Origin of the sequence: Fluviibacterium sp. S390 (assembly GCF_049800695.1) — a bacterium.
Classification (GTDB): Bacteria; Pseudomonadota; Alphaproteobacteria; order Rhodobacterales; family Rhodobacteraceae; genus Meridianimarinicoccus.
Map to the genome: position 1 here is coordinate 92,772 of NZ_JBNAFN010000002.1, position 26,646 is coordinate 119,417.

At 62.4% G+C, this 26,646-nt stretch carries 31 protein-coding genes and 1 tRNA gene; 10 read left to right on the forward strand and 22 right to left on the reverse strand.

The window, feature by feature from the left end; translation table 11 throughout:
• Positions 1-84 precede the first annotated feature (84 nt).
• Positions 85-1,260 (forward strand): cytochrome P450, encoded by a 1,176-nt coding sequence (locus ACP15K_RS02440; protein ID WP_424989706.1) that lies wholly within the window; start codon positions 85-87, stop codon positions 1,258-1,260.
• Here the strand turns inward: ACP15K_RS02440 and ACP15K_RS02445 are convergent.
• On the reverse strand, positions 1,233-1,727 hold the full coding sequence (locus ACP15K_RS02445; protein ID WP_193142177.1) for an Lrp/AsnC family transcriptional regulator: 495 nt from the start codon (positions 1,725-1,727) through the stop codon (positions 1,233-1,235). The two genes, ACP15K_RS02440 and ACP15K_RS02445, sit on opposite strands and share 28 nt — an antisense overlap.
• Positions 1,728-2,020: 293 nt before the next feature.
• Here ACP15K_RS02445 and ACP15K_RS02450 point away from each other — a divergent pair, with 293 nt between their 5' ends.
• The 6 genes from ACP15K_RS02450 (at position 2,021) to infC (ending at position 6,910) form a co-directional block, all read left to right on the forward strand.
• Positions 2,021-2,329 (forward strand): DUF2849 domain-containing protein, encoded by a 309-nt coding sequence (locus ACP15K_RS02450; protein WP_193142178.1) that lies wholly within the window; start codon positions 2,021-2,023, stop codon positions 2,327-2,329.
• Between the two features lie 23 nt (positions 2,330-2,352).
• The gene (locus ACP15K_RS02455; RefSeq protein ID WP_424989707.1) at positions 2,353-4,029 is read left to right on the forward strand and encodes a nitrite/sulfite reductase; all 1,677 of its coding nucleotides are present in this window, start codon (positions 2,353-2,355) and stop codon (positions 4,027-4,029) included.
• The gene (locus tag ACP15K_RS02460) at positions 4,019-4,780 is read left to right on the forward strand and encodes a phosphoadenylyl-sulfate reductase (RefSeq protein ID WP_193142338.1); all 762 of its coding nucleotides are present in this window, start codon (positions 4,019-4,021) and stop codon (positions 4,778-4,780) included. Before ACP15K_RS02455 ends, ACP15K_RS02460 begins: the two co-directional genes overlap by 11 nt.
• Entirely contained in the window at positions 4,771-5,190 is a 420-nt protein-coding gene (locus ACP15K_RS02465; protein ID WP_193142180.1) for a DUF934 domain-containing protein, read from the forward strand. Before ACP15K_RS02460 ends, ACP15K_RS02465 begins: the two co-directional genes overlap by 10 nt.
• Before the next feature lie 67 nt (positions 5,191-5,257).
• Complete coding sequence (locus ACP15K_RS02470; RefSeq protein ID WP_424989708.1) at positions 5,258-6,097, forward strand: ferredoxin--NADP reductase; 840 nt, start codon at positions 5,258-5,260, stop codon at positions 6,095-6,097.
• Positions 6,098-6,364: 267 nt separating this feature from the next.
• On the forward strand, positions 6,365-6,910 hold the full coding sequence (gene infC / locus ACP15K_RS02475; RefSeq protein ID WP_193142329.1) for a translation initiation factor IF-3: 546 nt from the start codon (positions 6,365-6,367) through the stop codon (positions 6,908-6,910).
• Positions 6,911-6,984: 74 nt separating this feature from the next.
• Here infC and rnd read toward each other — a convergent pair whose 3' ends face one another.
• The 3 genes from rnd to purM form a co-directional block, all read right to left on the reverse strand.
• The gene (rnd, locus tag ACP15K_RS02480) at positions 6,985-8,142 is read right to left on the reverse strand and encodes a ribonuclease D (RefSeq protein WP_193142182.1); all 1,158 of its coding nucleotides are present in this window, start codon (positions 8,140-8,142) and stop codon (positions 6,985-6,987) included.
• Positions 8,143-8,237: 95 nt separating this feature from the next.
• On the reverse strand, positions 8,238-8,843 hold the full coding sequence (gene purN, locus ACP15K_RS02485; protein ID WP_424989709.1) for a phosphoribosylglycinamide formyltransferase: 606 nt from the start codon (positions 8,841-8,843) through the stop codon (positions 8,238-8,240).
• A complete protein-coding gene (purM, locus tag ACP15K_RS02490; protein ID WP_193142184.1) occupies positions 8,840-9,889 on the reverse strand; it encodes a phosphoribosylformylglycinamidine cyclo-ligase in 1,050 nt (349 codons plus the stop codon). The genes purN and purM overlap by 4 nt, the downstream gene beginning before the upstream one ends.
• 131 nt (positions 9,890-10,020) lie before the next feature.
• Here purM and ACP15K_RS02495 point away from each other — a divergent pair.
• A tRNA-Ile gene (locus ACP15K_RS02495) sits at positions 10,021-10,097 on the forward strand.
• A 28-nt stretch (positions 10,098-10,125) separates the two neighbouring features.
• On the opposite strand, the gene ACP15K_RS02500 is transcribed toward ACP15K_RS02495, so the two are convergent.
• The 8 genes from ACP15K_RS02500 to ACP15K_RS02535 all read right to left on the reverse strand — a co-directional run bounded on the left by ACP15K_RS02500 (position 10,126) and on the right by ACP15K_RS02535 (position 16,013).
• Complete coding sequence (locus ACP15K_RS02500; RefSeq protein WP_424989710.1) at positions 10,126-11,220, reverse strand: tyrosine-type recombinase/integrase; 1,095 nt, start codon at positions 11,218-11,220, stop codon at positions 10,126-10,128.
• Entirely contained in the window at positions 11,217-11,393 is a 177-nt protein-coding gene (locus ACP15K_RS02505; RefSeq protein WP_424989711.1) for a hypothetical protein, read from the reverse strand. Before ACP15K_RS02505 ends, ACP15K_RS02500 begins: the two co-directional genes overlap by 4 nt.
• A gap of 1 nt (position 11,394) precedes the next feature.
• The gene (locus tag ACP15K_RS02510; protein WP_424989712.1) at positions 11,395-11,574 is read right to left on the reverse strand and encodes a hypothetical protein; all 180 of its coding nucleotides are present in this window, start codon (positions 11,572-11,574) and stop codon (positions 11,395-11,397) included.
• A 3-nt stretch (positions 11,575-11,577) separates the two neighbouring features.
• Entirely contained in the window at positions 11,578-11,793 is a 216-nt protein-coding gene (locus tag ACP15K_RS02515) for a phage head-tail joining protein (protein WP_424989713.1), read from the reverse strand.
• Entirely contained in the window at positions 11,793-13,550 is a 1,758-nt protein-coding gene (locus ACP15K_RS02520) for a prohead protease/major capsid protein fusion protein (RefSeq protein ID WP_424989714.1), read from the reverse strand. Before ACP15K_RS02520 ends, ACP15K_RS02515 begins: the two co-directional genes overlap by 1 nt.
• 11 nt (positions 13,551-13,561) lie before the next feature.
• Complete coding sequence (locus ACP15K_RS02525; protein WP_424989715.1) at positions 13,562-14,899, reverse strand: phage portal protein; 1,338 nt, start codon at positions 14,897-14,899, stop codon at positions 13,562-13,564.
• Complete coding sequence (locus tag ACP15K_RS02530) at positions 14,896-15,387, reverse strand: MerR family transcriptional regulator (RefSeq protein WP_424989716.1); 492 nt, start codon at positions 15,385-15,387, stop codon at positions 14,896-14,898. The genes ACP15K_RS02525 and ACP15K_RS02530 overlap by 4 nt, the downstream gene beginning before the upstream one ends.
• A gap of 77 nt (positions 15,388-15,464) precedes the next feature.
• Positions 15,465-16,013: a hypothetical protein gene (locus tag ACP15K_RS02535; RefSeq protein WP_424989717.1), complete on the reverse strand. Its 549-nt coding sequence runs from the start codon at positions 16,011-16,013 to the stop codon at positions 15,465-15,467.
• 56 nt (positions 16,014-16,069) lie between these two features.
• Between ACP15K_RS02535 and ACP15K_RS02540 the strand changes: the two genes are divergently transcribed.
• Entirely contained in the window at positions 16,070-16,327 is a 258-nt protein-coding gene (locus ACP15K_RS02540; RefSeq protein ID WP_424989718.1) for a helix-turn-helix domain-containing protein, read from the forward strand.
• Between the two features lie 141 nt (positions 16,328-16,468).
• On the opposite strand, the gene ACP15K_RS02545 is transcribed toward ACP15K_RS02540, so the two are convergent.
• From ACP15K_RS02545 to ACP15K_RS02570, 6 genes are all read right to left on the reverse strand, one after another.
• Positions 16,469-18,247, reverse strand: coding sequence for a phage terminase large subunit family protein (locus tag ACP15K_RS02545; RefSeq protein ID WP_424989719.1), 1,779 nt, complete (start codon positions 18,245-18,247; stop codon positions 16,469-16,471).
• Entirely contained in the window at positions 18,231-18,728 is a 498-nt protein-coding gene (locus ACP15K_RS02550) for a DNA packaging protein (protein ID WP_424989720.1), read from the reverse strand. The genes ACP15K_RS02545 and ACP15K_RS02550 overlap by 17 nt, the downstream gene beginning before the upstream one ends.
• Positions 18,729-19,286: 558 nt before the next feature.
• The gene (locus tag ACP15K_RS02555) at positions 19,287-19,529 is read right to left on the reverse strand and encodes a hypothetical protein (protein WP_424989721.1); all 243 of its coding nucleotides are present in this window, start codon (positions 19,527-19,529) and stop codon (positions 19,287-19,289) included.
• On the reverse strand, positions 19,526-20,035 hold the full coding sequence (locus tag ACP15K_RS02560) for a hypothetical protein (RefSeq protein WP_424989722.1): 510 nt from the start codon (positions 20,033-20,035) through the stop codon (positions 19,526-19,528). The genes ACP15K_RS02555 and ACP15K_RS02560 overlap by 4 nt, the downstream gene beginning before the upstream one ends.
• Before the next feature lie 133 nt (positions 20,036-20,168).
• Positions 20,169-20,417, reverse strand: coding sequence for a hypothetical protein (locus tag ACP15K_RS02565; protein ID WP_193142185.1), 249 nt, complete (start codon positions 20,415-20,417; stop codon positions 20,169-20,171).
• Between the two features lie 35 nt (positions 20,418-20,452).
• Positions 20,453-22,306, reverse strand: coding sequence for a Na/Pi cotransporter family protein (locus ACP15K_RS02570; protein WP_424989723.1), 1,854 nt, complete (start codon positions 22,304-22,306; stop codon positions 20,453-20,455).
• 182 nt (positions 22,307-22,488) lie between these two features.
• Here ACP15K_RS02570 and ACP15K_RS02575 point away from each other — a divergent pair, with 182 nt between their 5' ends.
• Complete coding sequence (locus ACP15K_RS02575) at positions 22,489-23,295, forward strand: VPLPA-CTERM sorting domain-containing protein (protein WP_424989724.1); 807 nt, start codon at positions 22,489-22,491, stop codon at positions 23,293-23,295.
• Between the two features lie 53 nt (positions 23,296-23,348).
• Here ACP15K_RS02575 and nqrF read toward each other — a convergent pair whose 3' ends face one another.
• The 4 genes from nqrF to ACP15K_RS02595 are packed head-to-tail and all read right to left on the reverse strand — an operon-like array spanning position 23,349 to position 26,646.
• Entirely contained in the window at positions 23,349-24,569 is a 1,221-nt protein-coding gene (nqrF, locus tag ACP15K_RS02580) for an NADH:ubiquinone reductase (Na(+)-transporting) subunit F (RefSeq protein ID WP_193142188.1), read from the reverse strand.
• A gap of 12 nt (positions 24,570-24,581) precedes the next feature.
• Entirely contained in the window at positions 24,582-25,190 is a 609-nt protein-coding gene (gene nqrE / locus ACP15K_RS02585) for an NADH:ubiquinone reductase (Na(+)-transporting) subunit E (RefSeq protein ID WP_193142189.1), read from the reverse strand.
• Positions 25,190-25,843 carry an NADH:ubiquinone reductase (Na(+)-transporting) subunit D gene (locus ACP15K_RS02590; protein WP_193142190.1) on the reverse strand — a complete coding sequence of 218 codons (654 nt, stop codon included), beginning with the start codon at positions 25,841-25,843 and terminating at the stop codon, positions 25,190-25,192. Before ACP15K_RS02590 ends, nqrE begins: the two co-directional genes overlap by 1 nt.
• A complete protein-coding gene (locus tag ACP15K_RS02595) occupies positions 25,843-26,646 on the reverse strand; it encodes a Na(+)-translocating NADH-quinone reductase subunit C (RefSeq protein WP_226925907.1) in 804 nt (267 codons plus the stop codon). Before ACP15K_RS02595 ends, ACP15K_RS02590 begins: the two co-directional genes overlap by 1 nt.

Consider the following 26,646-nt stretch of genomic DNA (forward strand, 5'->3'; position numbering starts at 1 on the left):
CCAAGTGTGGTTCCCGAAGGGAAGCAGGACTTGCGCCGCACCGCAAGGCCCCGCAAACAGGATCACAGTCAGACCGGAGGCCCGATGCGCAGCTTTTCCCAATCTCCCCGCGATCCCGATTTCGTGCAGAACCCCTATGCGTTCTATGACCGGGCCCGCGCCACCGGACCGGCGATCTGGTGGGAAGACTACAAGATGCCGGCGTTGTTGAGCCACGAAAGCGTCATGGCGGCGCTGAAGCACCCGGATCTGGCGCGGGTGCCGCCGGATGGCCTGCCGGGCTTTGCGCCACATCTGGACGATTTCGCGGCGGTCGAACGGCACTCGCTGCTCAGCCTCGAAGGCCCGGCCCATGCCCGCCTGCGCAAACTGGTGCTGCGTGCCTTCACCACCGGGCGCATCCGGGGCATGGCGCCCGAGATCACCACCCTGTGTCATGATCTGATCGACCGCTTCCCGGACCAGCCCTTTGACCTGATGGCGGCCTATTGCAGCCAGGTGCCGGTGATCGTGATTGCGCGCCTGCTGGGAGTCGATCCGGCCCATCGCGGCCAGCTTCTGGACTGGTCACATGCGATGGTGGCCATGTACCAGGCCCGTGTCGACCGCGCGGCCGAGGATGCGGCCAACACCGCCACGGCAGAGTTTTCAGCCTGGCTGCAACAGGTGCTGGCCGAGAAATCCGCGCAGCCCGATGGCGGGTTGCTGAGCGCGCTTTGCGCTGCGCAGGACGCCGATCACCTGAGCGCCGACGAGATCGTCGCCCTGTCCATCCTGCTGCTGAACGCCGGGCATGAGGCCACGGTCAGCGCCCTTGGCAATGCGGTGACTACGCTGTTGGCCACCGGCCAGCCGGACGTCTGGACCCGGCCCGAAACCTCGGAAGGCATGGTCGAGGAATGCCTGCGCATCGATCCGCCGTTGCACATCTTCACCCGCTATGCACTGCGCCCGGTCGAGATCGGGGGCGCGACGCTGGCACCGGGGGATGAGGTTGCCTGCGTGCTGGGCGCGGCCAATCGCGACCCGGCGGCCTATGACGCCCCGGCCAAGTTCCGCCCCGGCCGGAAAGGGCCGCTTCTGACCAGCTTTGGCGCCGGGGTGCATTTCTGCCTTGGGGCGCCGCTGGCCCGGCTGGAAATGCGCATCGCATTGGAGGTGCTGTTTGACCGCTGTCCCGGCCTGACCCTGACCGCGCCGCCGCACTACGCCGACAGCTATCACTTCCATGGCTACCCGTCGCTGCTGGTCTCGGTCTGAACCGGCCAGACGGGCAAAGCCGTGGTGTCCTTGATCCGCTCCATCGACAGCAAGGCGGTGACGTTGAAAATTTTCACCTCGGCGATCAGCGCCTGGTAGAACACGTCATAGGCGCGGGCATTGGCGACCTGCACCTTGAGGATATAGTCGATGTCCCCGGCCAGCCGATGCGCCTCCAGCACCTCGGGCCGGGCGCGCAGGGTGGCCAGGAACTTCTGCTGCCAGACGGCCTCGTGTTCCGAGGTGCGGATCAGCACGAAGAAGCAGGCCTCAAGCCCCAGCGCTTCGGGATCCAGGATGGCGGTGGTCTTTCCGATCACCCCGGCCTCGCGCATCTTGCGGATGCGGTTCCACACCGGCGTCTTGGAAGAGCCCACCCGGCGGGCGATTTCATCCAGGGTGCGTGAGGCATCCTCCTGCAGTTCCGCAAGAATTTTCCGATCAAGCTCATCCAGACGGACCGACATTCTGCACACCTTCATTTTCTGAACCAATGGTCCCCAAATCACTGAATCAAAGGACACACGTTCTTATTACCCGCGATATCTATCTTAATCCAAGAACATTATTCTATATTGCACTGCAGAAACCATGAAGTTGGACGCCAGATGCCTCGTTGCCCGATCCCAATGCCAGCCCAGACAGGCCGCGCCATGCGCGGTTGGGCTGTACGGTCGTGCCGATGTTGCCAAGCCCGTCCCGACTATTGCACAGGCCGCCGCGCCAGACAGTCAAAGATCTCTCAGAAGGACATGATCCAATGAGCCGCAAGTTCACCCCCAAGGTCATCACCGCCAACGATCTGCGCGACGGCGACGTGGTCTATCTGACCGCAGACGACCGCTGGAGCCGCGACCACGCCGAGGCCGAGCTGATCGAGGACGAGGCCCATGCCGAGATCCGCCTGATCGACGCCTCGCGTCAGGGCGACATCATCGTCGGCGCCTATCTGGCCGACGCCCGTTCCGGTGCCAATGGTCCCGAGCCGGTGCACTTCCGCGAAGTGTTCCGCGCCAAGGGCCCGTCCAACTATCGCCACGGCAAGCAGGCTTTCGAAGCCCGCGCCTGAGCCCCCGTCCAGGAGAGTCCCAGATGTATACCTACAACGAGTTCGACGAAGCCTTCGTACGCTCCCGGGTGGCCCAGTTCCGTGGACAGGTGGAACGCCGTCTTGACGGTTCGCTGACCGAGGAAGAATTCCGCCCTCTGCGCCTGATGAATGGCCTGTACCTGCAACTGCACGCCTACATGCTGCGGGTTGCCATTCCCTATGGCACGCTGGACAGCGCCAAGCTGCGCCAGTTGGCTTATCTGGCCGATACTTATGACAAGGGCTATGGCCATTTCACCACCCGCCAGAACATCCAGTACAACTGGCCCAAACTGGACGACGTGCCGGACATGCTCGACGCGCTGGCCGACGTGGGAATGCACGCCATCCAGACCAGCGGCAACACCATCCGCAATGTGACCTCGGATCATTTCGCCGGTGCCGCCGCTGACGAGATCGCTGATCCGCGCCCGGTGGCCGAACTGCTGCGGCAATGGTCCACCGATCACCCGGAATTCCAGTTCCTGCCGCGCAAGTTCAAGATCGCCATCACCGGCAGCCCCACCGACCGCGCCGTCACCAAGGCCCATGACATCGGGCTGCGCATGGTGCGCAACGACGCCGGGGAAGCGGGCTTCGAAGTGATCGTCGGTGGCGGTCTGGGCCGCACCCCGATGGTCGGCAAGGTGATCCGGGATTTCCTGCCGCAAGCCGACCTGCTGCCCTATTGCGAGGCCATCGTCAGCGTCTACAACCTGCTGGGTCGTCGCGACAACAAGTACAAGGCGCGCATCAAGATCACCGTGCACGAAAACGGCCTGGACAAGATCCGCGATCTGGTCGAGGCACGCTTCGCCGAGATCCGCCCGGCCTTCTCGGGCATCGATCAGGAACATCTGGCGGCCATTGAGGCGCAATTCGCGGCCCCCGCGTTCAAGCAGGCCGATACCGAGGCCTTCGACAAGGCCTATGACACCGACCCGGTGTTCCGGTCCTGGGTCGACACCAACCTGACCGCGCACAAGGCCGAGGGTTACGCTATCGTCACCGTGTCGCTGAAAGCCCACGGCGAAACGCCGGGCGATGCGACCTCGGCCCAGATGCGCCTGCTGGCCGATCTGGCGGCCAAATACGCCCATGACGAGCTGCGCATCAGCCACGAGCAGAACGTGGTGCTGCCGCACGTGCACAAGTCCGACCTGCCCGCCCTGCACGCCGCCCTGCGCGGTGCCGGTCTGGGCACCGCCAACGTCGGGCTGGCGTCGGACATCATCGCCTGCCCCGGCATGGACTATTGCGCGCTGGCCACCGCCCGCTCGATCCCCGTGGCGCAGAAGATCGCCGAACGTGTGGACGCGCTGAAGATCGAACACGAAGTGGGCGCGCTGAAGATCAAGATCTCGGGCTGCATCAATGCCTGCGGCCATCACCACGTGGGCCATATCGGCATCCTTGGTCTGGATCGCGCCGGTGTCGAGAACTACCAGATCACGCTGGGCGGCGATGGCACCGAGACCGCCGCCATCGGCACCCGCACCGGCCCCGGTTTCGCCTATGACGAGATCGTCCCGGCCATCGAGCGCCTGCTGCTGGCCTATCTGGAAGAGCGCCTCTCGGCCGAAGAAACCTTTCTGGAAACCTATCGCCGCGTTGGCATGGCGCCCTTCAAGACCGCGCTGTACGGCGAGGAACAGGGGAGCCGGGCGCGTGCCGCTTGAAGCCCCCCTCGCCCCGGTGGCAGAGCGCGTCGCGCATCTGAACCGCCGCTACAAGCACCACTCGGCCACTGCCGTACTGGAGCGCGCGCTCTCCGACCCACAGGTCGGAAGCGTGGCCATGGTCTCCAGCTTCGGTGCGGAATCGGTGGCGCTGCTGCATCTGGTGGCGGTGATCGACCGCACCACGCCGGTGTTGTTCATCGACACGATGATGCTGTTTCCCGAAACGCTGGACTACCAGCGTGACGTGGCCGAAAAGCTGGGCCTGACCGATCTGCGCATCATCCGCGCGCGGGCGGTCGACCTGGCCACCCATGATCGCGACAACACCCTGCACACGCGCGATACCGACGCCTGCTGCGACCTGCGCAAGACCCAGCCGCTGGAAAACGCGCTGGACGGGTTCGATGCCTGGATCACCGGACGCAAGCGCTTCCAGTCCGGCACCCGCGCGGCGCTGGACTTTTTCGAGGCTGACGGCGACACGCGGCTGAAGATCAATCCGCTGGCCCATTGGGCGCCGCAGGATGTGCAGGACTACATGATCAACAACCGCCTGCCCCGGCATCCGCTGGTGGCGCGGGGTTATCCCTCGATCGGCTGTGCGCCCTGCACCAGCCCGGTCAAGCCCGGCGAAGATCCCCGTTCGGGACGCTGGCGCGGAGAGCAAAAGGAAGAATGCGGGATCCATATCGTGGACGGCAAGATCGTCCGGGGCCCCCTGAAGCAAGGAAACGTCGCATGCGCGTGATTGTCACCGATACCGGCTTTGCCGGCGAAGACTGGACCCATGGCTTTGTTGCCGCCGCCGATCTGGAAGACCGGCATTCCGCGGCCTCGCTGGCCGTGGACCTGTCCAGCGATGCCAACCCCGAAGACCTGCGTGCGCATCTGGCCACCATCGACCTGATCCGCGTGGATTTCCCCAGCTTCGCCGATGGCCGGGGCTTCACCCTGGCCCGGCGCCTGCGCACCATGGGATTTGCGGGACGGCTGCGCGCCAAGGGCCATGTGCTGGCCGATCAATACGCCATGGCGCGCCGGTCGGGCTTTGACGAGGTCGAGATCGACGAAACCCTGGCCAAACGCCAGCCGGCAGATCAATGGGCTTTCCGCGCCGACTGGACCGCCCACGACTATCAGTCGCGCCTGCGCGCCTGATCTGCCCTAGGAAACACATCGCAAAACGGTTATGGGAGAGCCGGGCCAACGCCCGGCTTCAACAGTAATGAATGAACAGATCAAAGTGACCGACGCAACACCGATCAAAACCCTGCCCGACGCCCAGACCGTTCTGGATGTGGAGCACTACACCGACCGTCTGTTCCGCTTTCGCGTGACCCGGCCGCAGACCCTGCGCTTCCGCTCGGGCGAATTCGTGATGATCGGCCTGATGGGCGATCCCGATCCCAAGACCGGCCGCCAGAAGCCGCTGCTGCGCGCCTACTCCATCGCCTCGCCGTCCTGGGACGACGAGTTGGAGTTCTATTCGATCAAGGTGCAGGACGGGCCGCTGACCTCGAAGCTGCAGCACATCCAGCCCGGCGATCAGATCATTCTGCGGCCAAAGCCCGTGGGCACGCTGGTGCATGACGCCCTGCTGCCCGGCAAGCGGTTGTGGTTCTTCTCGACCGGCACCGGCTTTGCGCCCTTCGCTTCGCTGCTGCGCGACCCGCAGACCTATGAGGACTATGATCAGATCATCGTCACCCATACCTGCCGCGAAGTGGCTGAGCTGACCTATTCCAAGAACCTTATCCAGAATCTGCACGAAGACGAGATGATGCAGGAACTGCTGGGCGACGGTCTGAAAAAGCTGGTCTACTATCCGACCACAACCCGCGAAGACAGCCCCAAGATGGGCCGGATCACCGATCTGCTTGAGAACGGCACGCTGTTCAGGGATCTCGGCATTGACGGTCTCTCGGCAGAGACCGACCGGGCCATGGTCTGCGGCTCGATGGGGCTGAACCTGGACATCAAGCGCATTCTTGAAGGTCACGGCCTGCGCGAAGGTGCCAATTCCGAACCCGCCGAATACGTGGTCGAAAAGGCTTTCGTCGGCTGATCCACACCGCATTTGATTCCATCAGGGGCGTCCCGTCGGGGCGCCCTTTTGCTGTGCCCGCTGCCGGTGTGGACGATTCGCGTGCCCCGCGAACGCCGGGTCATGGCACCTGCATTCCGCCCTTGTCGGGCTTTCCCGGCACAGCCACGCCAGAAAGCGGCCGAAGCCCGTGTTTCTCAAGGGGTTCGGGCGAAAATGGTCCTTGCGTCATTGGGGCTTGGGACGTAATCTGCGGCCTCGCATTTGAGCTGTTGAAGGAACGACAAAATAGCCCGCAGACCCCACAACGCCCCGCCGCAACGTGACACTGGCCCCCGCGTAAACGACCGCATCCGAGCGGCCGAGATACGACTGATTGGAGCCGAAGGTGAGAATGTGGGCCTGACCACGCCCACGCGCGGGATGGAACTGGCCGCCCGTGCCGGTCTGGATCTGGTCGAGATCTCCCCCAATGCCACGCCGCCGGTCTGCAAGATCATGGATTTCGGCAAGTTCAAGTATGAACAGCAGAAACGTGAGAGCGAAGCGCGCAAGAAGCAGAAGGTGATCGAGGTCAAGGAAGTCAAATTCCGTCCCAACACCGACACGCATGACTATGAAGTCAAGATGCGCAACGTCTACAAGTTCCTGGAGAACGGCGACAAGGTGAAGATCACCCTGCGCTTCCGGGGCCGCGAGATGGCGCACCAGAACCTTGGTCGCGAACTGCTGCATCGCGTGGCCGAAGACGTCAAGGAACTGGGCAAGGTCGAAAACATGCCCAAGATGGAAGGCCGCCAGATGGTCATGATGATCGGGCCGCTGCCCAAGTGATCCTTGCGCCCTGACCAGACAGGAAAGCCCGGCAATTGCCGGGCTTTTTCATTTCAGAGACGATGTCGCCGGCGTCAGAGCGCGATGATCTTGACCGCGGTTCCCTTGGCCGTCAGCGCGATCTTCTCGTCGCATAGCAGCATCGCATCCTTGCCGAAGACCTCGTTGCGCCAACCGCGCAGGGCACCCACGTCCCGCTCGCCCGCGGCGATCAGATCCAGGTCCGAAGTCGTTGCGATCATTTTCTGGGCCACCCCCGCTTCCTCGGACTTGGCCTTCAGCAGCACCCGAAGAAGATCGGCCACCGCAGGGTTGACCAAGAGTTTCTCGCGCGAACGGTCGGGTTTGGGCGCATCTTCCGGGGCCATCGCGACCCCCTTTTTCACCGCCGCCATGATCCCTTCGGAAATCGGCCCCTTGCGGGCGTCGCGCAGCAGCAGCCGAAGTTTCGACAGATCGCCGGGCGACTGCGGTTTGGCCGAGGCCAGTTCCACAAGCGCGTCATCCTTGAACACCCGGTTGCGCGGCACGTTGTTGGACTGCGCATAGCTTTCGCGGAATTCGGCCAGCGTCTGCACGACGGCCATGAACCGGCCCGACGTGGTGCGCGTCTTGACCCGCCGCCAGGCCTCGGACGGCTGAATTTCATAGGTTTCGGGCTGGGTCAGCGTGGTGATCTCTTCGGTCACCCAGGCCTCGCGTCCCTTCTTCTTCAGTTGCGCCGCAAGTTCCTCGTAGATCACCCGCAGATGGGTCACATCGGCCAGGGCATAGGTCTTCTGCGCATCCGACAGGGGCCGGCGGCTCCAATCCGTGAAGCGTGAGGACTTGTCCACGGATTCGCGCGCGATCTTCTTGACCAGCGTCTCATAGCCCACCTGCTCTCCAAAGCCGCAGACCATGGCCGCGACCTGGGTGTCAAACAGAGGATCGGGAAACACCTTGCCATCGAACCAGAAGATCTCCAGATCCTGCCGCGCGGCGTGGAACACCTTGACCACCGAAGTGTCGCGGAACAGATCGTACAGCGGCTCCAGCGACAGTTCCTTCGACAACGGATCCACCAGAACCGCGTTCTCGTCGCCCTCGCCCGGATAGGCCAGTTGCACAAGGCACAGCTGGGAATAGTAGGTCCGTTCGCGAAGGAACTCGGTGTCGATCGTGACATATGGATGTTGCGCGGCTTCCTTGCAGAAGTCGGACAACTCTTGCGTCGTCAGAAGTGTTCTCATTACTGGCAGTCTGGTCCCTGGTTACAGGCCCGCCAGCATAGTGTGACATTGGTCAATGGCAATGCGTCACGCTTGCGCCGGTAACCTTTGGCCGTTCAGGCGTTGGCGGCCGACAGCAGGATCGGGGTGCGGTCGCCGGTGGCATAGCGGCGCAAGACCGCCGGGTAGAGTTGATGCTCCAGCGGCAGCACGCGGGCGGCCAGCGTGTCGGGCGTGTCGCCGGGCAACACCGGCAGCCGCGCCTGCCCCAGGATCGGGCCACCGTCCAGTTCTGCCGTGACCTCGTGCACGGAACAGCCGTGCTCGGCATCGCCCGCATCCAGCGCGCGGGCGTGGGTGTGCAGGCCCTTGTACTTGGGCAGCAGCGAGGGGTGGATATTCAGCATCCGCCCGGACCAGTGCCCGACGAAATAAGGCGTCAGCACGCGCATGAAGCCGGCCAGACAGACCAGATCGGCCCCGGCGGCCTCGATCGCGGCCGTCACTTCAGCCTCGAAGCCCTCGCGGTCGGTGCCATAGGGCTTATGATCCACCACCGCCGTGGTGATCCCCAGATCGGCCGCCTTCTGCAAGCCGCCCGCATCGGGGCGGTTGGACAGCACCAGCACGGGCCGCGCCGGGTGATCGCCGGTCATCGACCGGACCAACGACACCATGTTGGAGCCGCCGCCCGAAATCAGGATGGCAACCTTTCGCGTCACGCCAGGGTTCCGGTATACCGCACGCCCGCACCCGGCACGACCTGGCCCAGCCGGTAAACGGTTTCGCCTGCCTCGGACAGCACCGCCTGCAGGGTGTCTGCCTGATCCTTGTCCACCACCAGCACCATGCCGATCCCGGCATTGAAGGTCTTCAGGATCTCTGCGATCTCGATCCGTCCTTCGGCCGCGAGCCATGCGAAGATGTCCGGCAAGGTCCAGGCCGACAGATCGACTTCGGCCCCCAGTCCGTCGGGCAGAACCCGCGGCAGGTTCTCGGTCAGGCCGCCGCCGGTGATATGGGCCAGCCCGTGCACGCCGCCCGAATGGATCGCGGCCAGTGCCGGCTGCACGTACAGGCGTGTGGGCGCCAGCAGCGCCTCGCCCAGCGACTGTTCCGGGTCAAACGGCGCGGGATCGTCCCAGCCCAGTCCCGCACGTTCCACGATGGCACGTACCAGAGAATAACCGTTGGAATGCACCCCGTCCGAGGCCAGCCCCAGCAGAACGTCGCCTTCGACCACACCCTCGGGCAGGCTCTGGCCGCGCTCCATGGCGCCGACGGCAAACCCTGCAAGATCGAAATCGCCCGCCGCATACATGCCCGGCATCTCGGCGGTCTCGCCGCCGATCAGTGCCGCGCCCGCGCCCTTGCAGCCCGCCGCGATGCCTTCGATGATCGTGGCCGCCGCATCGGTGTCCAGCTTGCCTGAGGCGAAATAGTCCAGGAAGAACAGTGGCTCGGCGCCCTGGCACACCAGGTCGTTGACGCACATCGCCACAAGATCGATGCCGATGGTGTCGACCATGCCGGTGTCGATGGCGATCCGCAGCTTGGTGCCCACGCCATCGGTGGCAGCCACCAGCACCGGGTCGGAATAGCCCGCAGCCTTGAGGTCGAACAGCGCGCCGAAACCGCCCAGCCCGGCCATCACGCCGGGTCGGTTGGTGGCCTTGGCGGCGGGCTTGATCCGCTCTACCAGCGCGTTTCCGGCGTCAATATCCACACCAGCCTGCGCATAGGTCAGGGCATCTTTGCCAGCGCTCATATCCGTGATCCTTTCAAGGCGTTTTCTGCGCCTGCCCGTACCGCAACGGGACCGAAAAGGAAAGCCACAGACCGCCCCTGCGCATCGCTTGACGCGGCATCGCCATCTGGTAGGGATAGCCACGCCATTGGGGGCCTGTAGCTCAATTGGTTAGAGCAGAGCGCTCATAACGCTTTGGTTGCGGGTTCAAGTCCTGCCGGGCCTACCAAACATGACTTATATTCCCTTCTTTTCAGCTAGTTAGTAGATTTCTTGGCGAACCTTGCGGGGTGGTTCGTCACATTCTGTTCTGATTTTGTCCCTTCCATCTTTGCGAAAGCAGAGTCTGAAAGGGCTATTCGGCCAAATGTTGCGCAGTACCTTTCAGCCTCGGACAAGGTTACGTGTCCGCTGACTGACATGATCTCAAAGGACGTTCCGCCTGCCTCTGCAATCCGTCGGCAGATGGCCTTTCGCAGGCCGTGAGAGGAACACGTGTGAAGACCAGCTTTGTCGCACCACTTGCGCATCGAGGACCCCAAGCCCTTGGTGGTTCGTGGTCGTCCTTGCCTGGTCTCCAAGAATGTGAACTTGTTTGCTACGGTTGAAAGAGCGGATGCCAGATCAGGGTGGATCGGGATATTCACTTCGATGCCGCTAGGGTTTTTTCTTGTTTTCTGGCGGCGGTACACGATGCGGCCATCGCGGATATTCGAGATGCCCATCTGAACCGCATCAACCTTGGCCGCCCCTGTATAGAGCATGAGGGTCATTGCCAGGTGTGCGGGTGTTCCAAGCTTGTGCACATCGTAGAACCGGGCGATCTCTGCTTCGTTCCAAGTGTGATATCCGGTGCTTGCGCTTTGGAAATGGCCTACCCCCTTCACGGGGTTGTCAGCCCGCCATTCAAGCTTGACTGCCAGATCCATCAACTGTGAAAGCCGCTTCAATGTCTTGTTGGCTTGCTGGGGTGTGTCTGCCAGATCGGCCTTGATCTCTAGGACATGGCGAACGCGCATATGCGACACGCGCTTGTGTCCGTGGTGCTTGCGCAGAGGCTCAATGACGCTGCGGTAGTCGGCCCGGGTCGACTCCTGAATGTTGGGAAAGTGAAGCCTGTAGAACCGCGCTACCAGATCGTCGAAAGTTCCCGGCCTCGTGCGATCTTTTCCCGCTCCGAGCTTGGAGTTATGGCGCGCGACGGCTTCGTCATATTTTTTCTTGAACTCATCTGAGCCGAATTGCGTCCCGAGTTCTGCGGAAACCCCTTTGTGTCGATAGCGCCAGCGTTTTTTGCCGTGCCTGTCGAAATAGGAACTTGTGAAGGGAAACTTGGTGTTTTTCTGTTTCACGGCGAATCCCAATCATTCTCGGAAGAATCGAATTTGCCCGATGGCATTGCAATGATTGAAATGGTTCCATCCGGCTTTATATCCACGCGCCATGCTTCAACACCCGCCGCTTGCATTGCCTTCGCGTAGCGGGTGAGTTCAGCTTGCTTGATTGGCGCGCGGTTGTTGTCCATGTCAGTCAGCAACGCTGCCAATGCTGGCCAGCCGCGAGTTGACGTGACTCACATCAAATGCGAAGGGCTTGCCGTGGATAGGCTTCAATCCCTTGTCTTCGCAGAACTTCCAAAAGGCTGGCGTCGCACCGTCATACCCCAGATCGCGGGCCAGGTCGTTGGCTTCCCAGATGCGGTCCATGCGTCAAACCCCTTTTGAGCTAGAGAACCGCACCGTTGACGGGCGAGTGCGTGAGGCGCTTCGGATGCGGGCATCAAGGTCCGCGATGGCTGCGGCCATCTCGGCGTCAGAGCGGTATTCAACGCGCTCATCGCCCATCTGGAGGCTGCGCACGCCCTTCGCGCGGGCCTTGATCAGCGCGTCACGAAGGGCGTCCAGTTCGGTTGCAGAGACGGCCATCAGCCCACCTTGTGCCAGCCGCGGTAGTCGATCCAGCCCGCGCCGAAGTCGAGGCGCACCTTGATCTGAACACCGTCCACCTCGAAGCCCTGCCGGGTTTCGATCTGCGGCCCCGGTGCCCCTTCCAGGTAGGCGTATTCCAGCCCGTCGATCACTGCCGGGTCGGCGGCGACGTACCAGGCGGCGGGATCGGTGAGGCGCGGCTCAACGATCAGGGTCAGGTTGGCGAAGGGGTTGGCGTCGGCCGTCTTGGTCGCGGCGATCTCGGTCAGAACCTGTTCGGCGGTGGTTTCCAGGTCCGGCGGAACCACCACGAAGCGCGGCGTCACGTCGATCAACTCGCCCGCAAGGCCGGTCTGCTTGCGCATGGCCAGCCGCGCGGCGCTGAGGCTTGCCAGGCTGGGCGCTGCTGCCGCGCTCACGTTGCCATGGTTGGCATCGAAGACCGGATCGCCGTCGCTCATGTCCGGGTTTGCGATCAGCCTGGCCACCAGCTGCTGCGCTTCGAAGGCGTAAACGGATGTGCCCATCTTGGCCGGGATCTGCGTGAAAGCGCCCAGGTCGTCATTGATCAGCGCCTGGCGCGAGATGCCGAAGATCTTGCCGAAGGTTTCGACGATGTAGGCCTCGGCAGATTCCTCGATGGTGCCGTGCTTGAACTCGCCCCCTTCGGAGACCTTCTCAAGCTGCGGCGCCTCACCGAGCTGGATGGCCCGCTTGGCCCGGAAGTCGCGCGCGGTGGTCTGCCGTGCCAGCTGGCGCGCGCCCGAGGGTGCCGCCATATAGGCGCGGCGCAATTCCCGGCCCACGGCATCGCCCGTGATCAGGGAAAAGTCAGAGGTGCTGTGCAAGGCGCGGGTGATCACCGTCGATGCCGACATGCCGCCGACAGAGATACCAGACCGGCGCAGGCAGTCGCGGGCAATGTCCACGGTTGACGTGTTGGCATACTGCCGGGCTTCCGGCGACAGATCGTGATCGGGGTGCGAGCGGGCATAGAGCGCCTCGCCATAGCGGCGCGCGATCACGTCCGGGGCGGTATTGTCGGTGCCGATTTCAATGCGCGTGGTGCGTGTGGTGGTCTCTGCCGTGCGCTGCTGCATGGCCTCAAAGGCATCGCGCCGGGCATCTTCGGGGGATGCCTCTGCATCGATCTGGGCATCGGCCCAGCTGCGGGCCAGCCCTGCCGTGGTGGCGATGGTGCGGATCTCCGCGTTCACCTGCGCGCGGGTCAGTACATCGCCCTGGTCCTGTTGCTCGGTGATTTGTTCTTGCTGGCTCATAGGGCCGTCTCCATTTCTGAAATGCGCACCGGGATCGGCGGGCATGGGAACAACGGACACCTCAAGCAGTGTCCACTTCTTGGCGGTGCGGGTTCGGTTCTTGCCCTCGCGTCCGTCCAGCCACTCGGAAACCGTGTATCCGACGGACAGGCCGCGCAGCGTGCCGTCTGAAATGTCCGTCATGACCTGTTGTGCTGCCGCGCTGCTGCGGAACCTCAGCAGGACCCAAAGCCCTTCGGGGCGGATCTCTGCCTTCTCGACAACGCCCAGCTGGTCGCTTGTGGTGCCGCTGCGGTGGCCGTCCAGGACCGGCCCGCCTATCAGGCGGGAAATGTCCGCGCCGGTCAGGTCCAGCCGCTCGATGAAGCCGGGGCGAACGGTGTCAGCCCCTGTTGATACAATGGCCTCGATGGTGCGGGCATCCGGGTCAAAGCTGGTTGGTCGCGGCGCGGCCGCACGAAGATGAATGGTCATTTCGTTGCCCCTTAGGCTTGGCGTATCTGGTCGCGTTCGATCTCGGCATTCAGCTCGTCAATGTCCCGCCCGCGTGCGGCGACAACTTCTTCACGGCTTTTCAAACCGGCGTTGATGGCGGCGATATCGGCTTCGGCCTCGTTGCGCGGATCGACCCACTGCCAGCCCGGCGGCACGAAGCGCACGTCGCGATAGTCGCTGAGTGAGACCGGGTCCGCAGGGATCGCCCCGGCAAGCGCCTGAATGTCGATCCAGCGCCGCCACAGCGGACGCAGGAACTGGCCTTCGATCAGGTTGCGTTGCAGCATTTCGGCGCGACGGCGGAACTCTAACAGCCCGACGCGAGCGGAGCTGTAGTTCGCTTCGCCCAGGTCGCCGGTCAGCGCCTCGAAGGTCAGGCCAGCCCCGGCGGCAATTTCGCGATCCTGGGCGCGAAGGAACTCAACGGCCTGTGACAGCCCCTGCCCCGGCTGGCTGAAAGTGACCTCTGCGCCCATCGGCAGAACGCGCATCGCGCCCGGCTCAAGCGAGACATTCAAGGCGGATCCGGTCTCGGTGCCCTCGAAGCCGCCGAAGCTGCCTTCCGGATCCTTGATGTAGCCTGTTGTGAGTGCGGAGACCTTCTCGCGCATCAACATGGCGTCGCTGGCCTCGTCCCGGTCGCGAAGCTTCAGAAGCACGGGCGAAAGCCATGAGATGCCCCGCACCTGCCCCGGAAACAGCGGGTCGAAGATGTGCAGCATGTCGGATGCCGGAATGCGCTTGGCTTCGCCATAGGCGGCAAACGGGGTGCCGGGGGCTTCCGGCAGAACGTGATAGGCGGCGATCTGGTCGCTAGCATCAAACTCGACACCGGCCACGATCCGCGCCCCGTTGCCAAGGTCTCGCGACAAGGACGGGTCAACCTGATCTGCCGGGACCTGCTTCAGGCGGGTTTCGCCGTCAGCATCGACAATGATCCGGAAAAAGGCTTCACCGTCGCGGACCAGCGCCCGACACATCGGAAGCAGGGCAGGCCCGACCAGTTCTTCAAAGGCTTCGCCCAGGCGTCTACGGGTGTCTTCGTCCGGATGGCGCGAGCGGACCTGGTAGCCTTTGCCGACCATGTTTGTGCAGTGCACTTCAACGATCCGGTTGCCGAATGGTGTGTTGATGTAGGCGGCGGCGGCGCGCGATTGTGCGGCCCCACGGGCGGCGAGCGTCTGCTGGGCTGGGGAGGCAAGGAAGGAACCTCCTTCCCAGCGACGCCCGCCGCCCCCCGCCTCAACGCCACGCCGAAACAGCTTTGAAGCAACTCTTTTCGACGCGCGGAGGATCTGGCGAGTATGGGTGCGAGGACTCAGGCTCATTCGTCTTCATCCCCGTTTGCTTTGGAAATTTCAGAAGCCCGAACGAAAACAGCCATAAACGACGACGCCAGATCGACCCAAAAATGAACGGGGCAATCCGGATGGCTGGTGGAAACTTCTTCGAAATACTCCATCGAAGCTTGATTAGAATCCGAAATCCAGGTGCGAAGCGTTCCATCGTCGTCTCGCGTTGCGTGCAGCACCGCATGAAAGTTATTCGCTGTCCGTTCTTCTTGTAGAACTTGGGTGGAAAATGCGCCGTAGGCTGATTTACAGGCAGCCAGGGCAAGCTCGTGATCGCCCTTAGTGCGCTTCAAAACGTCCGCGTACACCCCGATAATGGCGACTTCATCGATGCGAAATCGGGTCCAGCCCTTCGTTCTCTTGATCCCGAAGTAGTCCCGCCTCAGCCAATCTCGCAGCGTGTTTCGAGGAACACCCGCAATATCCGCGACCTGGCTCAGAATGAAAGTATCGTTTGGCGTCATAGCTGTGCCTTTCGTTTGCACTGAAAGTGATGCCATAACGTCATATTGTCAAGTGTGATGTAACATCGTCACTTTCATCACAACTCTGGAAACCCATCTTCCCCCGTCACGGCCCGCCAGATCGACGCGATGGATTGTGTTCCGAGGTCTCGCTCAACGTATTTTGCGGCTTCGGCCTTGTCGGTCAGCTGCGGCCCGAAGTGATCCCACGCCAGGCAGGTTTGGGCGGCGATGCCTTGCAGGCTTGTAGCCGTCAGGGAGGCTACTTTTGCTTCCGCAGCCCAGCCCTGCTGTTCAACGGCCAGGCATTCGGGTGTGTCGAAGTTCCCATTTCCGGGCAGAACGATGAGTCGCAGAAGCTCCTTGCGGGATGCGACCCACTGCCGGAAATGGGGCACGACGGGATCTTCGGCGTGTCGGGGCATCATGCTTCCGGGGCTTGCCGCCATTTCCGCGAAGGCTTGTTCCCTGCCCGCGCGCAGGCCGTCCAGGTAGGCCGCGCTTTGGGTGTTCGTGGCTACTGTCAGCGCGCTTGCCGGTGCCGCCAGCGGCGCAGCTGCGGCGGCGGCAAGGAAGGTGCGGCGAGGCAAGGCGGGGGTGTTCGCACAAGTGCGGTCTTTGGGCATTGTCTGGATTTCCTAACTTGATATGATAGAAAATATATCGGACACAGCAGGACCCAATGTCAATAGAATTTCTATCAGTTAGGCAGGTCAAAGCCGCGAGAGCTCTATTGGCTTGGTCGCAGCACGACATGGCCAAAGCCTCCGGTGTGTCCTATCCAACGATAGCCCGACTGGAAAAAAGTGACGGAAACCTCGGTGGTCGAGAGTCTACCATTGCCGCGATCCGCTCCGCCCTTGAAGCCGCTGGCGTCGAGTTCATCGCGGAAAACGGCGGTGGTGCCGGTGTCCGCCTGAAAAAGGGTGTGACGGGCTGAATTGTCCGCAACTGTCCGAAAGACACTTTAAGACAGTCCTGGACAGTCTCAAACTGTCCGGCACGACAGGGACAGGGACAAACACAGGGAAATGACAGGGACAGCGCGACCAGCCGGACAGTGCTGGGGATAACGCCTCCATCATCGCCCCATCCACTTTGACGTAAGCACCGGCCCCTTGGGCTTTGCCATCGCCTCAACCTGCGCCAGTTCCGCGCGGCGCTGATCGGGGTTGATGTTGACCAGGTGGCGCACCGCGAAGGCATAGACGGCGCAGTCAAGGGCTTCGGCCCGCTTGCCCGGTATCCTTTCAAAGCTGCGCACCGGCTGGCCCCGTGAATAGCGGATCACCGCGCGTTCGGATGCGACCTGCTCGAACCAGACCGGCGGCAAGCTTTCGGAAAACCGCACATGCCCTGCCCTGGGCAATCTGGCGAATAGTTGCGCCTTCACCGTGTCCACGCCCACGATCCACAGCCGCGCCCCTGTCTTGGTCTTCGATCCGGCCCGCTCGATCACCGGGCGATTGCCTGCCGCGCCCTTGATAGCACAGATCTTGCGGCGGGTACGGGACCGGCAGAAGGCCGTGACCGCGTGCATGGTCGTGCCGTCGCCCGCATCGACGGCGGTCGCGTCGATCCGCATCTTGCCGCCCAAGGCATGGGGGAAGCGTTCGGCCAGAAGCGAGTCCAGCTCGCGCCAGGTCTCGTCAGCATCCCACGCCCCCCAGATCACCCTGTGACCAAGGATCAGCATCGATCCGGTTTCGGTCCAGCCGATATAGGTCAGTTCCAGCCGGTCATGTTGCACGTCACAGCCCACCGTCAGCGCCAGCACCTCGGCAGGCACTTCATCCAGGTCGAAGGGTTCGGCGCGCGCGGCAAGGCTTTCGTCGTCCAACTCGTCACCTTCCGCACGCCAGCCCTGGGCAAGGATCGTGTTCACGAAGGTTTGCAAGGTGGTCGGATCGTCCTTGGAAGCGACGAACTCGGTTGCCAGCTTGCCCCATGAGGCATTGGCATGAAGGCTGATCAGGGCGTTCATGCGAAAGCCCGCGTGACCTTCGATCTCGGGCCGCGTGGCGCGCCAATGACCGGCGGCGACCATATCGGGCTTGTGCCGTTCGGCAATCTCGGCCGCGCAATGCGGGCAGCACCAGAAGGCCGCGCCGGGTTCGCCTTCGGGCCAGCTGATCTGCCCCCATTGGATCTCGGTGAAGGTGCCGCAATCCGGACACGGCACCTCAAAGATCCGCTGATCCGATTGTGCATAGGCGCGCAACACATGGCTGGTGTCTTCCAGCACGGGCGTTGACCCAAGGATGATCTTGCGGTCCGGAAAGCTCAGCGTGCGCTTTTCGGCCAGCATCAGGGGCGACCCTTCGGGCGTCGGCGCCATCCCGTCGACCTCATCCATCAGCAGGAAGCGCACATTGTGCCGGCGCAGGTTCCGGGGTGCCTTGGCCGCAACCACCTTCAGCGATCCACCGGAAAACCGCCGCGACAGAAGCGTGTTGCGCCCGGCCTCGTCCAGATCGCCGCTCAGCGCCCGTGCCACAGCCGGTGAAGCCGCGAAGATCGGTTCAATGTCGGACACCACGTAGTCGCGGCAATCGCTCTCGGCAGGCAGCAGGCAGAGAATGGGCGCGGGATCGTTGGCAACGAAGCTGGCCACGGCAGAGCTGAGAAGCGTGGTAAAGCCGACTCGCACCGGCTTGACCAGGGTCACGCGCTCCATCAGCGGATCTCCGATGGCGTCGGCGATCTCGCGCTGGAAGGGCCAGAGGCGCACCGGGCCAGGCTGGCTGGAAACACCTTCGGGCAATTGCACCTCGCGCTCGATCCAGTCCGACAGGCGCAGGCGCGGCGGTGGCAACAGGGCCCTGAGTGCCTGGGCGCGGATCTCAGCTATCTGCGTCATGGGCCAGACCTTCCAGCGTGCTGCGGATCTCGCGATCGATCTTCTCAAGCTCGGCGGCGGTCAGGTCCGGGATCTCGCCACGAAGGCGGGCGGGCACGGCCAGAACACCGGCCCGGATCTTGCGCAGAACCTCGGCCCATTCCCGCACAACCTCGTCAGCCTTGACCAGCTCGGCGCGTGCAACGCCGTTCTTGAGCGCCTGGGCGTCGGCCTGTTCCTTCGCCAGCCGCGCCCTCTCTGCCGTCAGGTTGGCGGCTTGATCTTCGGTGCCCCATTGTGCCGCCATGGCCCTCAGGTGGCGGACATAGCCGCCCACGGTGGCGCACAGGTCGTAGGCATCATGGCTCAGGTGAACTGCGATGCCCTTGGCCTTCAGCTCGCTCAGCGCGCCAGAGGAAATGTCCAGAAGCGTGCACAAATCCTTGCCGCCAATGCGGTGCACCGCGTCACCTTCAAGGGGCAGTTCGGAAAGGATTCTCATGGCAAATCATACCCCTTTGCAAAATTTGCACCGCCAGAAATGCCGGGGTGCGAATTACCCCCGCAGGGGGGCCTGCCGGAAGGACCCGTGAGGCTGGCAGGCGTCTCGAATGTGCTGAGATAGTGACCTTGCGCTTGCCGCTTGCGCATTGCCCGGCGCTTCAGGCTTTCGACAACCTCGGCCAGCTTGCGTGCGTGTGTCTCGTTGTTCGTGTCGTCTCGCATATCTCTACAGTTCCTACTGTTGCTCTGTACCTGCTCAATGGTGAGACCCGGAGCAGAAGGCATAGGGCGACCAGTCCCAGCCATTGAGGCTGAGCTGGTCCCGTGCCTCCAGCGTGAAGACCTGCTCAACGGAGCCGACCCATCGCTTTCAGGCGCACCCGGTCTCGACGATCCACGCCGGGTGCTCAGTCGCTACTTGCGGCGTCTGGATTGACACCGGGGGACGCGCTTCGACCTTTCGGGCTGCGCTTGGCGTGTGTCCCCGTCCCGTGGTACGCCTTTTGGTGGTGGCGCGCGCCACCGTCTGTTGTCCGTCCGCGCGCCAACAGCGCGATCAGGCGGCGCTAGTGCCTCCCTCTTCTTCAATCACAACGAAGTCGTCGCCAGCAGCCGGGCTGCGGAACAGATCCTCCACAAGTTGGCGCATGATCTGGGTCTGCCTCTGGCTGGGCTTCCAGTTGCGGAATCTGGCCCGCTTGGCCATGTTCTCAGCAAATTGCTTGGTCCAAGGGTTGGATGCTCTCTCCGCTACAACGGGCATGTGATAGAGCAGCCGCGCAATCTCACTCTCTGTCATGCCGCGCCCCTCCCTTGCACATGGCTCAGGAAGGCCGCTTGTCGGTCGGCAGGCATTGCGTCATAGGCCGCGAGCGCGAACGCCTCTCGCTGGCGTGCCGTGGCCCAATGCGCCCAGTGGCGGGCCGCATCGATCTCCTGCCCTGCGAAGTAAGTCGGCAGGGGCGCACCAAGGACGGCCTCAACAGTGATCTCTGCAATGTCAGGCGAAAGGGAGCGCAGTGAAGCCCAGGCAAGCGCGGCCCGCTCTTGGGTTGTCAGGCGGCGATCAATGATCCTGGTGAAATCCGACCAGGCGTCAGCATCTCCGCTCGTCAGCGCATAGCCGAGACTGCGGGCCGCTGCCTTGTGCTCTGCCTTGCCAAACTTTGAGATTGCGTTTGCACGCTTCGTCGCGCTATCTTTTCCGCGACGTTCAACGGCGTCTTGAAAGCTTTCAGCCCCGGTTGCAGTTCGCCCTGCGCCGGGGTTTTTCTTTTCAAATCGGTTTGGCGGAAGGTTCGCCAAACGGTCAATTTCTCTATTCTTTTCAACGTTGGTGCTTTGAAGGTTCGCACTTCTAAAGCATTGCAGCGCTTGGCTTGTGTTGATCCTGCCGGGCCTACCATCGACACCGTGCCGCCAGCGGCCGTGCCCGATGTCAGGCGACTTCCTTCAACAGCCACTCGGCCCGCTCGATATGCTTGCGGGCAACGCGCAGCTTGCGCTTCAACCTGTCCTTGTCGCGGCTGCCATGCGCATGATCCAGCTTGTCTTTCAGATCCGCTTCCTTGCGGCGCAAACGGTCCAGAACGCGTTCGACGTGTTGCGGCTTGATCTTGTCCGCCTTGCCCTGTTTGACGCGGTCACGATAGGCTTCGACCCGTCCGGCTAGTTTCTTGAGCCCCATGATCTTCCTCCCGACCAGACCTCCCGACTGACAGTCTAGCCGGGTTCTGTGACAGTTTTGTTGGCCTCGCCGGAATCGTCCTGCGACAAGGTTTCGTCCGTATCGGATTCGTCCAGTTCATCGTCTTCCAGAACCAGCAGCCCCTCGACCTCGGCCAAGGCTGCATCCTGTTCTGCGTACAGTCCTTGCGCAACGGCGATCAGTTCGCGCATGGCATCATAGGCGTAGGTCGAATCGTTCAGGAAGGACGTGGCCGCCAGCGGTGCCAGTTGGCGGCTGCGGATCAGCGCGTCGATGCGGCGGGTGCGCGAGCGGGCGTCTTCCTCGATCTCGGCGCGCTCCTGATCCAGCCAGAGCGAACTGCGGTCGCCGAGCTCCGATTTGGCCAGCGCGTCGATCTCGACCAGGATACGGGCGATCTCGGCCCGCAACTCGTCGTAGATCGTGGTGACGGTGCCCTGCGGGTGCGTCGTGTAGCGATCGATGTTCTTGTGCAGGTGTTTGACCGATTTGACCGCGGCGACGATGCTGTTGGCGACCTCGCGCAGCATCTGGATCCTGTCGGTCATCGCGGAACTGGTCTTGTCGTCGCCCGCGCGCGAGACATAGTCGACGATGGCCGAATGCAGTGTCTTGATCCGCCGTTCGTAGTCAAGCGCAAGGTCCAGATCCACCTGGGTGCGGTTGTCGCGCACCACCGCCTCCAGATCCTTGTTCGAGAACACTTCGTCGCGTGGCAGGTTCAGCCCTTTCAGGATCAACGCCACGGCGTTGTCGTACAGATGGATGACCTCGTTGCGCAGGGCCGGTTCCAGGGTCTGCGGGAACTCGGCCACCGAGGCGTTCAGGAAATGCGGCTGGCTGACGCCGGGCATCTTGTCCGAGATGCGATGCTCCAGGAACCGCACGAGGCGGTTCAGCATCGGCAGCATCATCGCCACGCCCATGACATTGAAGATCGTATGGAACACCGCGAGTTTCAGCGCGTAGTCATCCTCTGCGATCCCGACCAGCCCGGCGATGGCATCCACCACTTCACGCAGGGGAACGATCAGGGCCAAGGCCACAACCGCCGTGGTGACGTTGAAGATCAGATGCGCCAGTGCCAGTCGCTGCCCCTGGTAATTGGCCCCAAGGGCCCCCAGCACCGCCGTCACCGTGGTGCCGATGTTGGAGCCGATGGCCAGAGCCAGCGCGTTTTCATAAGTGATCTGCCCCGCTGACAGGGCCGTCAGGATCAGAACCATCGTGGCATGGCTGGACTGCATCACCACCGTCGCGGCGGTGCCCACCAGTGTATAGACCGCCAGCCCCAGCACCCCGGCCAGCGCGAATTTCGACAGGTCGATCTGGGCGCTGACCGCGTCGAAGCCTTCCTTCATGTAGTGGATGCCGAGGAACAGGAACCCCATGCCCGCCAGCACATAACCCGCCCCGCGCAGCAGCTTGTTCTTCTGGAACACCAGCACGATGCTGAATGCCAGCATCGGCATGGCATAGGCCGAGATATTGACCTTCAGCCCCAGCCCCGCCACCAGCCAGGCGCCGGTGGTGGTGCCGATATTGGCGCCCAGAATGATCCCCACCCCGCCGATCAGCGAGATCAGCCCGGCGCTGAGGAAGGAAATCGTCAGCACCGACACCAGCGAACTGGATTGCAGCATGGTGGTGGAGACGATGCCGAACAGCAGCGCCCGTGGCGTGGACCTGGTCGCCCCGGCCAGCATCCGTTCCAGCATGCCGCCGCCAAGCGCCTTGAAGCCGTCCTCCAGCATCATCATGCCAAACAGGAAGATCGCCACACCAGCGGCGATAGTCTGAACATCCGAACTTTGCCAGAAAGCGAAGATCAGGACCAGAAGGGCGGCCGGCAGGAAAAGGCGTTTCACGTCATATGCTTTGACTTTTGAACAGGGGCTTTGCGACAAGCTTAGCACCGGGATGCGCACCCGAACCATCCCCCTGTTCCCGCCGTGTCGCCGCAGCAACCCAGACTTCGTGAGATAACCCCCTGATTGTGTTACCCTGAGGCGCAACGCGGATCCACATACTCCGCGAAATGGGGGACCAGATGAGAAAACACGGACCGATGTTGTTTGCGGTGGCACTGGCCTGTGTCGGCGCAGGCACGGCACACGCCAGCAGCCACAATTTTGAAATAGATGCCGAAATTCCGACAGAAGTCGGGAAAGGTGCAAATGGCAAAGTCCTGATCGAATTCCGCTACAACAAGAAAAGATACACCGGGAAGGCGGATATCCATTCGGGCATGACGAAGGCGGACAAGGCAAAGGCGGTCAAGGACGCCATCGACAATGCAGAAACATTCACAGGGAAAAAACCGACGGGCGTTACTGCAACGGTCAACGGCACCAAGGTCGAGATGCATGCGCCTCATGCGAAAATCCTGAAATTCAAGACGATCAAGCTCAAGGAATCCGACACGATCACCGAAATCACCTATGATCTGATGAACGTTGAAACCGGTCGCAAGAAGCTCAGCTACCGCTTTACCGACACCGTCGTCACCGGCTATCTGGCCAGTGTCGGCTTTTCCAGCTTCCTCGGGTCTTTGACCCATTCGATCCAACTGTCACCGGGTACGACCGGGCCGCAGGCGACCGCCTTGTTCGACAGCTATTTTGCCTCGAATGCCAGCGGACTGGCGGCCATCGGGTTGGCACCGGTCACCGGGTCATCGGGATATGGAGTGGTGCAGACCCTTGCCGCCTATCCCTTCGACACGCCGCTGTCGATCACCGGGGATGGGGAAAGCCTTGAGCTAGGGATTGCGGAGGTTCCGCTGCCCGCGCCCGTCGTGTTGATGATGGGGCCCCTTGTCGGGCTGGGGGCGCTGCGCTTGCGCCGCCGCGCCTGAGCAAAAAAACGCCCCCGAAACCGGGGGCGTTTTCAATTCGGGCTGTGCTGCGGTTATCCGCCGAAGTCGTCCAGCATGATGTCTTCGCGATCCACGCCCAGATCCAGCAGCATGTTGATGACCGACTGGTTCATGATGGGCGGACCACACATGTAGTATTCGCAGTCTTCCGGCGCGGGATGGTTCTTCAGATACTCGTCGAACAGAACGTTGTGGATGAAGCCGGTATAGCCGGTCCATTCGTCTTCGGGCAGCGCGTCCGACAGGGCAACGTGCCATTCGAAGTTCGGGTTCTCGGCGGCCAGACCGTCGAAATCCTCCACATAGAACATCTCGCGCTTGGAACGGGCGCCGTACCAGAAGCTGATCTTGCGCTTGGTCTTCAGACGCTTGAGCTGGTCGAAGATGTGGCTGCGCATCGGCGCCATGCCGGCCCCGCCACCCACGAAGATCATTTCCTTTTCGGTGTCGCGGGCGAAGAATTCGCCGAACGGACCCGAAATGGTGACCTCGTCGCCGGGTTTCAGGTTGAAGATGTAGGACGACATCTTGCCCGCCGGAATGCCGGAGGAGCCCGGCGGCGGCGAAGCGATCCGGACGTTGAGCATGATGATGCCCTCTTCCTCCGGATAGTTGGCCATCGAATAGGCGCGCTCGACCGCTTCATCGACTTTCGAATTCACGTCCCAGATTTTGAAGCGGTCCCAGTCAGGGTGGTACTCTTCATCGACGTCGAATTCCTTGTACGACAATTCGTATGGTGGGCATTCGATCTGGATATAGCCCCCGGCGCGGAAGTTGACATGTTCGCCGCTGGGCAGTTCCAGCACCAGTTCCTTGATGAAGGTCGCGACGTTGTCGTTGGACCGCACCTTGCAGCGCCATTTCTTGACGCCGAAGACCTCTTCGGGAACCTCGATCTCCATGTCCTGCTTGACCGCCACCTGGCACGACAGACGGTCGCCGCAGGCGGCCTCGCGCTTGGTGATATGGCCTTCCTCGGTGGGCAGGATCGACCCGCCCCCGGAATGCACCCGCACCCGGCACTGGGCACAGGTGCCGCCGCCGCCGCAGGCCGAGGGGACGAACAGCTTTTCCGCCGCAAGGGTCTGCAACAGCTTGCCCCCCGCCGGAACCGAGATCGTCTTTTCGCCGTTGATGGTGATGTTCACATCCCCGGTCGACACAAGGCGCGACCGGGCCAGAAGGATCACGGTGACCAGGGCCAGCACGATGATCGTGAACAGGAAAACGCCGAGAGTAAACGTTGCCATCTGCGCCGCTCCTTACAGTTTGACGCCCGAGAAGGACATGAAGCCCATGGCCATCAACCCTGCGGTAATGAAGGTGATGCCAAGGCCCTGAAGCCCGTCCGGAATGTCGGAGTATTTCAGCTTTTCGCGCACGCCGGCCATGGCGGTGATCGCCAGCGCCCAGCCGACGCCCGACGCGATGCCATAGGTCGTCGATTCCGCGAAGTTGTAGTCCCGTTCCACCATGAACAGCGAGCCGCCCAGAATGGCGCAGTTCACCGTGATCAGCGGCAGGAAGATCCCCAGCGCGTTGTAGAGCGGCGGGAAGAAACGATCGAGCACCATCTCAAGGATCTGCACCATGGCCGCGATCACGCCGATATAGGAAATCAGGCCAAGGAATGTCAGGTCAACATCCGGAAACCCGGCCCAGCCAAGGGCACCGGGGGCCAGCAGATAGGTCAGGATCAGGTTGTTGGCCGGCACCGTGATCGCCTGCACGACGATCACCGAGATGCCAAGCCCCAATGCCGTCGTGATCTTCTTCGACACGGCGATGAAGGTACACATGCCCAGGAAGAAGGACAGCGCCAGGTTTTCAACGAAAATCGCCTTTACGGCGAGTGACAACAGGCCATCCATCAGTGGGCCTCCACGCTTTGGATCTTGTACTCACGCGCCTCGACCTGTTCCGGCTTCCAACTGCGGAAGGCCCAGATCAGAAGACCGATGACGAAGAAGGCCGACGGCGGCAGCAGCAGCAGGCCGTTGGGCACGTACCAGCCGCCGTTGTTCACGGTCTGCAGGATGGTCACGCCGAACAGGCTGCCCGAGCCGAACAACTCGCGGATCACGCCGACCAGCATCAGGATCAGGCCATACCCCAGACCGTTGCCGATGCCGTCGATCAGCGAGGCGACCGGCGGGTTCTTCATGGCAAAGGCCTCGGCCCGGCCCATCACGATGCAGTTGGTGATGATCAGGCCCACGAAGACCGACAGGGTTTTCGAGATCTGGAAGGCATAGGCCTTCAGGATCTGGTCCACCAGGATCACAAGCGAGGCGATGATCACCATCTGCACGATGATCCGGATCGAACTGGGGATATGGTTGCGCAGGGTCGAGATGAAGAAGCTCGACAAGCCGGTCACAGCCGTCACCGCCAGCGTCATCACGAAGGCCACCTGCAGCGAGGATGTCACCGCCAGCGCGGAACAGATGCCCAGAACCTGCAGGGTGATCGGGTTGTTGTCGACCAGCGGATCGACAAGGAGTTCCTTTGTCTTCTGGGCCATTACACGTTCCCCCCGGCCAGATTTTCAAGGTAGGGCGCAAAGCCCTGCTGCCCCATCCAGAAGCGCACCAGATTGTCCACGCCGACCGAGGTCAGTGTCGCACCGGCCAGTGCATCGACATGATGCGCTTCCTGGCCCGTGGCCGTGGTCTTGGAGACGGTGATTTTCAGATCGCCCTGGTCGTCGCGCAGCTTCTTGCCGCTCCACTGGGTTTTCCAGCGCGGGTTGTCCACTTCGCCGCCCAGACCGGGGGTTTCGGCGTGGTCATAGAACTGCAGGCCGTAGATGTCGTTGCCGTTCTCTTCCAGCGCGATGAAGCCGTACAGCGTCGACCACAGGCCGTAGCCGTAAATCGGCAGGATCACCTTGTCGAGGTTCCCGGCGTCGTCCTTCAGCAGATAGACGGTGGCGTATTTGCTTTGCCGTCCAATGCCCGCCGGATCGTCATCCAGTTCCACCGACATTGTCGGGTCCGAGGCCGCGCCAATGTCGTCGAAGGTCGTGGCATCCACCACATCGGTGTAGGTGCCGGTTTCGATCTCGACGACGCGCGGTTCGAACTGGCTGAAGGCTTCGGCCACATTCATGCCGTCCTCGTACAGCCCGGCGACCTGCAGGATGTTCTTCTGCTTGTCGAGCAGCTTGTTGGCTTCCTGCACCGGTCGCAGCGACACAGCGGCGACCGAGACGATCATTGAAGCAACAAGACAGACCGCGACCGCCACGAAGATGGTCTTGGGAATGGAATCCGTCGGCAGAGCCTTGAACCGGGCGATGAAGCCGCCCTTGGGGTCATTGGACAT